Origin of the sequence: Aquabacterium sp., from assembly GCF_021768455.1 — a bacterium.
In the GTDB taxonomy this organism is placed as follows: domain Bacteria; phylum Pseudomonadota; class Gammaproteobacteria; order Burkholderiales; family Burkholderiaceae_C; genus Aquabacterium.
Genome location: NZ_JAIZVX010000157.1, coordinates 1 through 9,620, shown reverse-complemented (window position 1 = coordinate 9,620; position 9,620 = coordinate 1). Strand labels below are relative to the sequence as shown.

The following is a 9,620-nucleotide window of genomic DNA, read 5'->3' as shown; positions in this document are numbered from 1 at the left end:
GGCCTCGGGCGGGGCGAAAGGGGGCGTGAGGGCGCTCATGCGGTGGGCGCCGTGTCCACGCCCGGCGAAGCGGCCCCGGCCGTGCTCACGTCGGTGAGCAGGCCAAAGGCAGAGTCGAAGTCACAACGTTCCAGGGCCGACGCCAGGCGGGCCGTGGTCATCGGCGGCATCCAGGCTGCGAAGTCGGCGCGGTGGCGCTGCCACAGGGCCAGGGCCTCGCTGTCGCATTCTGCGGCCAAATGGCGCAGGCGCGCGGCCAGGGCCATGTCTTCCGCGGTGGCGGGGTGCTGGGGCTGCGCGCCCGAAGCGAGGCCAGATGGGGGTTCGGCGGGCGCCTGGGCGGCGAGGTGGGCATCAAGGGCGGGCAGCAGGCGGTCGAGCTCATCGGCCACCGCATCGATGGCCTCGGCCACCAGGGCCGTGCCCTGGCTCTTGACGGCCATGGCCGCCGACTCGAGCAGGGCCGACTGCACCGCCAGACCGTCGTGACCGATGGTGCCGGCCAGGCCCTTGAGGGTGTGGGCCTCACGCACCAGGTCGGGCCACAGGCCCTCCTGCAGGGCTCGCCTGAGGGTGGCGCCCATGTGCCGGGCGTGGGTGACGAAGGACTGGAGGGTGCGCGTGTAGAAGGCCACGTCGCCCTCGAAGCGCGAGAGCGCCAGGTGGACCTGAAGGCCCTCGATCTCGGGCAAGGCACTGGCCGGCCGCACAGGCGGGGTGGGCGGTGAGGCCAGCACACCTTGCAGGCTGGGCAGGTCCGCCCAGCCGCTCAAGGCGGCCGCCTGGGTGAGCAGGCCGACCGGGGCGCGGGGCGGCGTCGCCACGGCGAGCGGCACCACGGGCGGCGCTGGCCGCACATAGGGCGCCAGCGCCTCGTAGAGCAAGGCGGGGTCCAGCGGCTTGGTGATGTGCTGCAGCATGCCCAGGGCCAGGCAGCGCTCGCGCTCTTCCTGCATGGCATGGGCCGTCATGGCCAGCACGGGCAGACCGGCGAGCAGCGGGTCCTTGCGGATCTCGCGGGTGGCTTCGTAGCCGTCCATCACGGGCATCTGCAGGTCCATGAGGACGACGTCATAACCCTGCGGACCCGCCTGTCTCAGGCGCTCCAGGGCCTCGCAGCCGTTGGCGGCCACGTCGACCAGGGCACCGCGACGGCCCAGCAACTCCACGGCCAGTTGCTGGTTGAGGGCGTTGTCTTCGGCCAGCAGCACGCGCAGGCCATCGAGGCGCACGCCCTCCTGCACCAGCGCCGGGCGGCTGTGTTCGGGAAGACCGATGCCCAACAGGCGGGCCAGCAGGGCGCGCAGGGCCTCGGGCAGGATGGGCTTGTGCAGGAAGGCCAGGGCGCCGGCCTGCATGGCGGTGGCGCGCAGGCTGTCGAGGCCATAGGCCGAAATCACGACCACCTCGAGTTCGGGCGCCTGCTGCTTGAGCGAGGTCAGCACCGTCTTGCCGTCCAGCCCGGGCATGACCCAGTCCAGCAGGACGAGGTCATAGGGGCGACCGGCCACGCGGGCCTCGATGATGGCTTCGAGGGCGGAGGGGCCATCGCCAGCCATGTCGATGCCACCGGGCTCGCTTTGGCCCACGCCCAGCGAGCGCAGCAGGCTGACCAGGGTGAGGCGGGTCTCGGCCTGGTCGTCGACCACGAGCACGCGCAGCTGGCTCACCGGCATGCTGCCGAAGGCGTGGCGTGGCAGGGGCGCCATCTTCAGCGGCACCGAGACCGAGAAGCAGGCGCCCGCACCCAGGTCGCTCTGCACGCGGATGCTGCCGCCCATGAGCTCGACCAGGCGGCGGGTGATGCTCAGGCCCAGGCCCGTGCCGCCATAACGGCGGGTGGTGGAGCCGTCGGCCTGAGTGAATTCTTCGAACAGGTGGGCCTGCTGTTCGGCGCTCAGGCCGATGCCGGTGTCCTGCACGTCAAAGCGCACCAGCAGCTGCTGACCGTGGCGCTCGACCAGGAAGACGCTCAGCTTGACGTGGCCGTGGTGGGTGAATTTGACGGCGTTGGAGACCAGGTTGGTCAGCACCTGGCCCAGGCGCAGGGCGTCGCCGTAGACCGAACCGGCCTCGTTGAGCAAGGCGGCGCTGCCGAACTCGCACAGCAGCTCCAGCTCCTTCTCCTGGGCGCGCTGGCGCAGCAGCATCAGGGTGTGGCCCACCACGTCCTCGATGCGCAGGGGCGCCGACTCCAGCTCCAGCTTGCCTGCCTCGATCTTGGAGAAGTCGAGGATGTCGTTGATGACACCCAGCAGGCTGGTGGACGCGGCCTGCACCTTGCTGAGGTAGTCGCGCTGCTGCTCGTCCAGCTCGGTCTGCAAGGCCAGGTGCGTCATCCCCAGGATGGCGTTCATGGGCGTGCGGATCTCGTGGCTCATGTTGGCCAGGAACATCGACTTGGCCCGGGTCGCGTCTTCGGCCAGGTCGCGGGCGGCACTGAGCTCCTGCTGCACCCGCGCCTGGCGGGCCACGTCGTCCTGCACCGCGCGGGCCATGACGTTGAGCGTTTCGGCCAGGGTGTCGAGCTCGTCGGCCCAGCGGTCGCGGTCGCCAGCGCGTGCGCTGTAGTCGCCATCGGCCAGGTGCCGCGCGACCTGGCCCAGCTGGACCATGGGCGACAGCAGGCGGGCGCGCACCACGTAAAAGGCGCGCACGAGCAAAGGCAGCAGCAACAGGTCGACCAGCAGGGCCAGCATGATGAAACGCTCGAGCGCCGAGGCGGCCTCGCTGCGCTCCTGGGCGGTGCGCAGGTCGGTGGCACGGCTGAGTGCGCCCACGGCCTGGGCCAGGTCGGCCATCAGGGCCTCGTAAGCGGGGGCGTGCACCAGGGCGCTGGCATAGGCCAGGTCGGGCTCGCCTTCCGACACATAGGCCTGCTTGACCGGATCAAACAGGCCCTGGGTGGCGGCAAAGGCCTGTTGCTCGGTTTTCTTGAGGCGCTCGGTGGCGGCCACCACCTGCTTCATCGCGGCCAGCTCGCCCGGGCTGAAATCCAGGGCCTGCATGCGGGCGATCAGGGGGATGCCTGCGACACCGGTGGGCAGCACGTGCTTGCGGCGCCCGGCGATGACGTCTTCCCAGTACTGACCCAGGTCGTCGACCTCCGGGCGAGGCTTGCTGCCCTCGCGGATGGCCAGGATGTCGTAGTAGTAAAGCAGGTAGCGCGGGTCGGCGGTGGTCGCGTAGGCGCGCACCAGCCGGCCCAGCAGGGCGGTCTCACGCTGCAGGCCTGTGACCAGGCGCAGTGTGTCGCCACGGCGCAGGGTCGCCTCCTCGTTGCCCTGGTAGGCAGCACGGATCAACAGCAGAAAGCTCACGTTGGCCACCAGGGCCAGGGCGACCAGCAGGAAGAACCAGCGGGAAACGGTTTTGAGTTTCATGCGCAGGACGCGGGTCAGGACTCCAGTGCGACATTGTCACGAGGCGGCCGACAGGTGAAGCAGGGTAAAGACCTGTTTCGGTCCGACTTATGTCACGCAGCCCATGCAATTTGTCGCGTGCATCGCCCCGCTCCAGGTTTCACCAAAGGGTCAGGACGGGCCCGCGCTGCCCCGCGCCGGGAAGGCCACACTGCCCACCACCCGGTCACGCCCGGCCAGCTTGGCCTGGTACAGGTTGTGGTCGGCCACCTTCAGGGCCTGCGCCGTGTCGCCCTCGACCACCTGCGCCACGCCCGCACTCAGCGTGACGCGGAAGACCTCGCCCGGCGCAGCCAGGAAGGCCTGCGCGCGCAACTGGGCCTGGATCTTGTCGGCCACCTGCTCGGCACCCGCGAGGTCGGTCTCGGGCAACAGCAGGACGAACTCCTCGCCACCGTAACGGGCTGCGGTGTCGACCCCCTCCCGGGTGTGCGCCCGCAACAGCTGGCCGATGGCCGCCAGCACCTGGTCGCCCATGGGGTGCCCCCAGTTGTCGTTGACGCGCTTGAAGTGGTCAACGTCGGCCATCAGCACCGAAAGCGGGCGGCCGCTGCGGGCCTGGCGGTGGGCCTCGCGGGTGAGGCGGGTCATGAACTCCCGACGGTTGACCAGGCCGGTGAGCGCATCGGTGCGGCCCAGGGTCTCCAGCTCACTCTGGCGGCGCGCCAGCAAGCTGGCAAAGTAGAACAGCGCCAGCGACACCGGCAGCAGCGCCACCGCGAAGACGCTGCGCACCCACAGCGCCCACCAGGGGTGCATGCCCTGCCCCTGGTAGACGGGCTGGGCCAGCAGGGGCGAGGTGTCCGTTCCGGCGGTGAGCATCCAGGCTCCCATGCACAGGGCCAGGCCGAGCGCGGCGGCCATCGGCCCCTTGGCCTGCCGCCAGCTGAAGAGGGCACGCGCAAACACCATCTGGGCCATCAGCACCATGCACATGGGCGTGTCGGTCAGGCCATAGGCCAGGCACAAGGCCGAGAGTCCCGCCAACCCCGGCCACAAGGCCGCGGCCGCCAGACGGGGGGCCGACTCGGGCTGGTGGCGCGCCCGCCAGGCCAGCACGGCCACGCCCGTCAACCAGGCGATCAGGGCGCCCAGGGCGAGGTGAACACCCCTCAACCAGCCCTGGTGGAACACCCCGTCCGCCAAAGGGGTCCACAAGGCCAGCGCCTGCAGCCCCCAGATCAGGGCCAGCATGGGCCAGCCCAGGGCCACAAAGAGCACCACACTGGACGGATCGTGCCGCGCCAGTGCGCGGCGCTCGAGTCGCGGCCACAGGGCCTGCCACCAGGCTGCGGGCATGCCGGGCTCAGGCCGTTTCATGCGCCCGCCCCCAAGGTCAACCCGCCTCGGCAGGCCTGCAGGCAGACGCGGTTGCGACCCGCGGCCTTGGCACGGTAGAGCTCGTGGTCAACCTCGCGCAGCAGCGGCTCGGCATCCAGGCCCAGGCTTTCGACCACGCCCATGCTGGCGGTGACGGTGAAACGGCTGACAGCTTCGCCAAACACCTGGGCGGCCAGGGCCTCGCGCAGGCGGGTGCACACGGCTTCGGCCTCGGCCAGGCGGGTGTCGGGCAGGAGCAAGGCGAACTCCTCCCCGCCCACCCGAGCAGCCAGGTCGGTGGGGCTGCGCACGCAGCGCAACATCAGGGCCCCCAGCTGGCGCAGCACCTCATCGCCTTGCAGGTGGCCGTGGCCGTCGTTGACCTGCTTGAAGTGGTCCAGGTCGATCATCACCAGGCAGCAAGGCTGGCCGGTGCGCCGCTGGCGGGCCAGTTCGGCGGACAGAGCCTCCATCAGGCGGCGCCGGTTGGCCAGACCGGTGAGGCCATCGGTGTAGGACAGGTGGGCCAGCTGCTTGTGCAGGCCATCGAGGCGGCTGAACAACAGGAAGACCAGCCCCAGGATGACGGCATAACCCGCACAGAAGACAAACAGGCGCCAGATGCGCCACCACCAGGTGGGCAGGCCGGCGTCACCCAGGTAGGCCTCGGGCAGCACCGCCGGGGCGTAAGGCATGACACCGGCCAGCACGCCGATGTCGTAGCCGACGATCAGCACCGTGCACAGCACGTAGGCAATGAACATGGGCCGGCGCTCGAACAGCAGCAGGCCCACCACCAGCACGCCCATGAGCACGACGCTGGGCGGCGCGGTGAAGCTGCCGGCCCAGATGGTGGTCAGGGTGTAACCCAGGCCGATGCTCAGGCAGACCAGCAGGGTCTCCGTGGGGACGGGATCGGGCTCATGGCGCCGGGGCCACAACCGCCAGGCCACGCTCAGGTTGACCACGCTGGCCAGCCCCACGAGCCACTGGATGGCCCGCATGATGCCCAGATCGAGCCCGACACGGATCTCGGGCGAGCGCATGGCCAGACCGTGCCCGATGAGGATGATCAGGAAAAAGGGCAGCGATGCGCCCACCGCCAGGAGGACCCGCCAGGCCGGGGTGGAACTGATGATGAACCGCTCGATGACTTCACGCACAACAACTGGCCCGCGAACACCCTTCGCAGGCCATCGTACCGCTTCCGCGCGCCCGCGCCTGTGTCAGTGTCGGCCAATGGGTGTCATCCCCACAGGGGCTTGACCTGGATCCAGGGGCATGCCTGCGCCAGCGGCGAGGTCGTCGTCAGCGCGTATGCTGTGCGCATGAAATGGCTTGCCCGTTGGCTCCTCCTCGCCGCCGCCCTGATGCTGCTGGCCCAGTTCGATGCCGGTGTCCACGTCACCGGCTTTGGTGCCGCCATGCTCGCGGCCTTCGTGATCGGCCTGCTCAACGCCTTCGTGCGTCCGCTTCTGATCCTGCTGACCCTGCCCGTGACGGTGCTCACGCTGGGCCTGTTCCTCTTCGTGATCAACGCCTTCACCTTCCAGATGGCCTCCGGGATGCTGGAAGGATTCCAGGTCGCCGGCTTCTGGGACGCCTTGCTGGGCTCGGTGCTCTACAGCCTCTGGGGCCTGGTGATCGACGCGGCGCTGGAGCGCATCTTCCCCTCGCGGCTGCCACCGGGCTTCCCGCCCATGCCGCCGCGCTGACACCCGGGCTCAGATGTCGAAGGACTCGGCCTCGCTGGGCGTGAGGCTGGCCGCCTGCTCCACCACGCGGCGCGTCAGCGGGGGCGCAAAGGTCTCGATGAACGAATAGACGTAGGCCCGCAAAAAGGCCCCACGGCGGAAGGCCAGGCGCGTCATGTTGATCTCGAAGAGATGGCCGGCATCCAGGGCGCGCAGGTTGCGGTCGCGGTCTTCGTCGAAGGCGATGGAGGCCACGATGCCCACGCCCAGGCCGAGTTCGGCATAGGTCTTGATCACGTCGGCGTCCATGGCGGTGAGCACGATGCTGGGCTGCACACCCTCGCGGGCAAAGGCCTCGTCGATGTGGGAGCGGCCGGTGTAACCCGCGTCGTAGGTCACCAGGGGGAAGCGCGCCAGGCGCTGCAGCGTGAGCGGCTCGCCATCCAGCAGGGGATGGCCGGGCGGCACCACCACGCTGTGCGTCCAGCGGTAGCAAGGCAGCGTGACCAGCTGCTCGTACTGGGTCAGGGCCTCGGTGGCGATGCCGATGTCGGCCTCCCCGCTCAACAGCATCTCGGCCACCTGCTTGGGCGAGCCCTGATGCAGGTTCATGGTGACCTGGGGATACAGCTGGCGGAAGTCCCGCACCGCCGAAGGCAGGGCATAGCGCGCCTGCGAGTGCGTGGCCGCGATGGCCAGGGGGCCGGCATCGTGCTGCGAGAAATCACGGGCGGCATTGCGCAGGTTGTCGGCGTCCGACAGCAGGCGCTCGATGATGGGCAACACCTGGGTGCCCGGTTCGGTCAGGCCCGTGAGGCGCTTGCCCACCCGCACGAACAGCTCGATGCCCAACTCGTCTTCCAGCTCGCGGATCTGGCGGCTCACGCCCGGCTGGGACGTGTGCAGGGCCTGGGCCACCTCGGTCAGGTTGAAACCCCGGCGCACGGCCTCGCGCACCGATCTCAGCTGCTGAAAATTCATGTCTTTTTTCTCCCCTTCATGCGGAGAACGCATTTTGATCAGCATTGCATATTTGCAAAACAACTGTTTCCTTCTGAGCTTCTGCGGAAACGGCAGAAGCGCACACCCGGTCAGCGCCTTTCAAAGCCCTTGACTTCCAAACATACCAACCAGACGGTATCATTCAAGCATGAGCACCGCCCACCGCCGCCCCAAACAACCCGAGCAACTGCGCCAGCAACTGCTGCAGGCCACGGCCGAGCTGACCGTGGCCAAGGGCGCGCCCGCCGTCACGCTCGACGCCGTGGCCCGGCAGGCCGGCGTCAGCAAAGGGGGCTTGCTGCACCACTTCCCCAGCAAGCAGGCCTTGTTCGAGCAGCTCTTCGAAGGGCTTCTGGGCGAGTTCGATCAGGCCGTGCACGCCCGCGCCAGCGCCGACCCCGAACCCCGGGGCCGCGCCGCCCGAGCCTACCTGATGGCCGGCGCCCAGGGCTTTGGCGACGGCGCCGAGCAGCAACGCTGGATGGCGCTGGTGGCCGCCCTGATCGGCGACCCGGCCCTGCGAACCCGCTGGCGCGACTGGGACGCCGCCGCCTGCGCCCCCGACACCGCCCCGGGCGAAGACCCCACCCTGCTGCTGATCTGCCGCCTGGCCGCCGACGGGCTCTGGCTGGCCGACCTGCTGGGCAACCGCCGCCTCGATGCCACCCAGCGCGAAGCCGTGCTGGCCCGCCTGCAGGCCTTCACCCAGGGACGAACCTGCCCTGACGCCCCCTTCACCGCCCCTTCGGAGTCGCCATGAGCCCCTTGCAGACCACCTACCTCTTGCTGGGCCTGGCCATCGTGGCGGAGGTCATCGGCACCTCGGCGCTCAAGGCTTCGGAAGGCTTCACCCGCCTGCTGCCCAGCCTGCTCACGGTGCTGGGTTACGGCGTGGCGTTCTGGCTGCTGTCGCTCACGCTCAAGCACCTGCCCACCGGCGTGGTCTACGCGATCTGGTCGGGCGTGGGCATCGTGCTCATCACCCTGGTCGGCTGGGCCTGGTTCAAGGAGCCGCTGGACGCACCGGCCCTCGCCGGCCTGGGGCTGATCATCGCGGGCGTGGCCGTGATCAACCTGTTTTCCAAATCGGTGCCGCACTGAGTCCGCGGCAGGTCGGGTCGGCTCAGATCGGCACAGCCCGCGCCAGCAGGCCCGCCAGCGCATGGTCCACCGTGGCGCGGCGCACCGCCGCGCGGTCGCCCGGCCACAAGCGGCACTCGGCGTGCGCCGCCCCGTGCGTGGCCCAGGCAAACCACACCGTGCCCACCGGCTTGGCAGGCGAGCCGCCCGTCGGCCCGGCCACCCCCGTGACCGCCACAGCCAGATCGGCCCGCGAGCGCGCCAGCGCCCCACGCGCCATGGCCAGGGCCACCGCTTCGCTGACGGCACCGTGGGCCGCGATCAGGGCCGCGTCCACGCCCAGCAGCTCGGCCTTGGCCTCGTTGCTGTAGGTCACAAAGCCACGCTCGAACCAGGCGCTGGAGCCGGCCAGTTCGGTGCAGGCCGCCGCGATCAGGCCACCGGTGCAGGACTCGGCCGCGGCCACGCGCCAGCCACGGTGCTGCAGGGCGGCGGCCAGGTCGGCCACGCGGGCCAGGGTGTCTGCGGTGTCCATGGGGTGCAGTATGCGCTCGGCTTCAGCTCAGCAGGCCGGCGCTGACGCCACCCTGGCGCACAGCCACGGCCAGGGCCAAGAGCAGGAGCGTGCACAGCGCAGCCACCAGGTCGTCGAACATGATGCCCAGGCCCTGGGCCCAGCCGATGGGCTGGCCGGGCTGGCGCTTGAAGAGCTGGTCGGCCCAGCGCACGGGGCCCGGCTTGGCTGCATCAAAGAAACGGAAGGCCACGAAGGCGACCAGCTGGCCGCGCCAGTCGGGGGCGTCCACCAGCCACAGGATCAGCCAGATCGCCCAGACCTCGTCCCACACGATCGCACCCGGGTCACTGACGTTCATGCTGCGCGCCGTGCGCGTGCAGGCCCACAGGCCCACCAGCCAGCCGACCGAGAGGATGCCGGCCCAGATCACATCGGCCTGGCGCCCCGAACCCAGCACATGGTGGATGGCGGTGAAGCACAACCAGCCCCACAGCGTGCCCACGGTGCCCGGGGCCACGGGACTCAGGCCGCTGCCGGCGCCGAAGGCGATGAAGTGGGCCGGGTGGCTCAACAGCAGGCGCACGC

Annotated in this window: 9 protein-coding genes; 3 read left to right on the top strand and 6 right to left on the bottom strand. The window is 70.0% G+C overall.

The genetic code is table 11. The features are described from left to right. Nucleotides 1-35: 35 nt before the first annotated feature. The 3 genes from QZ994_RS16675 to QZ994_RS16665 form a co-directional block, all read right to left on the bottom strand. Entirely contained in the window at nt 36-3,383 is a 3,348-nt protein-coding gene (locus tag QZ994_RS16675; RefSeq protein WP_290874220.1) for a response regulator, read from the bottom strand. Nucleotides 3,384-3,533: 150 nt separating this feature from the next. Continuing rightward, nucleotides 3,534-4,721 (bottom strand): diguanylate cyclase, encoded by a 1,188-nt coding sequence (locus QZ994_RS16670; protein WP_290874216.1) that lies wholly within the window; start codon nt 4,719-4,721, stop codon nt 3,534-3,536. A 17-nt stretch (nt 4,722-4,738) separates the two neighbouring features. Next, a complete protein-coding gene (locus tag QZ994_RS16665; RefSeq protein ID WP_290874213.1) occupies nt 4,739-5,905 on the bottom strand; it encodes a GGDEF domain-containing protein in 1,167 nt (388 codons plus the stop codon). 165 nt (nt 5,906-6,070) lie between these two features. On the opposite strand from QZ994_RS16665, the gene QZ994_RS16660 reads away from it, so the two are divergent. Beyond that, nucleotides 6,071-6,457 carry a phage holin family protein gene (locus tag QZ994_RS16660; protein ID WP_290874210.1) on the top strand — a complete coding sequence of 129 codons (387 nt, stop codon included), beginning with the start codon at nt 6,071-6,073 and terminating at the stop codon, nt 6,455-6,457. A 9-nt stretch (nt 6,458-6,466) separates the two neighbouring features. Here QZ994_RS16660 and QZ994_RS16655 read toward each other — a convergent pair whose 3' ends face one another. Then, nucleotides 6,467-7,417 (bottom strand): CysB family HTH-type transcriptional regulator, encoded by a 951-nt coding sequence (locus QZ994_RS16655; RefSeq protein WP_290874208.1) that lies wholly within the window; start codon nt 7,415-7,417, stop codon nt 6,467-6,469. A 169-nt stretch (nt 7,418-7,586) separates the two neighbouring features. On the opposite strand from QZ994_RS16655, the gene QZ994_RS16650 reads away from it, so the two are divergent. Together QZ994_RS16650 and QZ994_RS16645 are read left to right on the top strand one after the other, a co-directional pair. Beyond that, on the top strand, nt 7,587-8,198 hold the full coding sequence (locus tag QZ994_RS16650) for a TetR/AcrR family transcriptional regulator (RefSeq protein ID WP_290874205.1): 612 nt from the start codon (nt 7,587-7,589) through the stop codon (nt 8,196-8,198). Beyond that, the gene (locus QZ994_RS16645) at nt 8,195-8,539 is read left to right on the top strand and encodes an SMR family transporter (protein WP_290874202.1); all 345 of its coding nucleotides are present in this window, start codon (nt 8,195-8,197) and stop codon (nt 8,537-8,539) included. Before QZ994_RS16650 ends, QZ994_RS16645 begins: the two co-directional genes overlap by 4 nt. Nucleotides 8,540-8,561: 22 nt before the next feature. On the opposite strand, the gene QZ994_RS16640 is transcribed toward QZ994_RS16645, so the two are convergent. After that, the gene (locus QZ994_RS16640) at nt 8,562-9,053 is read right to left on the bottom strand and encodes a CinA family protein (RefSeq protein ID WP_290874199.1); all 492 of its coding nucleotides are present in this window, start codon (nt 9,051-9,053) and stop codon (nt 8,562-8,564) included. Nucleotides 9,054-9,075: 22 nt separating this feature from the next. Then, nucleotides 9,076-9,618 (bottom strand): phosphatidylglycerophosphatase A, encoded by a 543-nt coding sequence (locus QZ994_RS16635; protein WP_290874196.1) that lies wholly within the window; start codon nt 9,616-9,618, stop codon nt 9,076-9,078. Between the last annotated feature and the right edge of the window lie 2 nt (nt 9,619-9,620).

Coding starts and splice junctions, on each gene's coding strand:
- QZ994_RS16660 (WP_290874210.1), top strand. CDS start 6,071: ATGAAATGGCTTGCCCGTTGGCTCCTCCTCGCCGCCGCCCTGATGCTG.
- QZ994_RS16655 (WP_290874208.1), bottom strand. CDS start 7,417: ATGAATTTTCAGCAGCTGAGATCGGTGCGCGAGGCCGTGCGCCGGGGT.
- QZ994_RS16675 (WP_290874220.1), bottom strand. CDS start 3,383: ATGAAACTCAAAACCGTTTCCCGCTGGTTCTTCCTGCTGGTCGCCCTG.
- QZ994_RS16670 (WP_290874216.1), bottom strand. CDS start 4,721: ATGCCCGCAGCCTGGTGGCAGGCCCTGTGGCCGCGACTCGAGCGCCGC.
- QZ994_RS16650 (WP_290874205.1), top strand. CDS start 7,587: ATGAGCACCGCCCACCGCCGCCCCAAACAACCCGAGCAACTGCGCCAG.
- QZ994_RS16640 (WP_290874199.1), bottom strand. CDS start 9,053: ATGGACACCGCAGACACCCTGGCCCGCGTGGCCGACCTGGCCGCCGCC.
- QZ994_RS16645 (WP_290874202.1), top strand. CDS start 8,195: ATGAGCCCCTTGCAGACCACCTACCTCTTGCTGGGCCTGGCCATCGTG.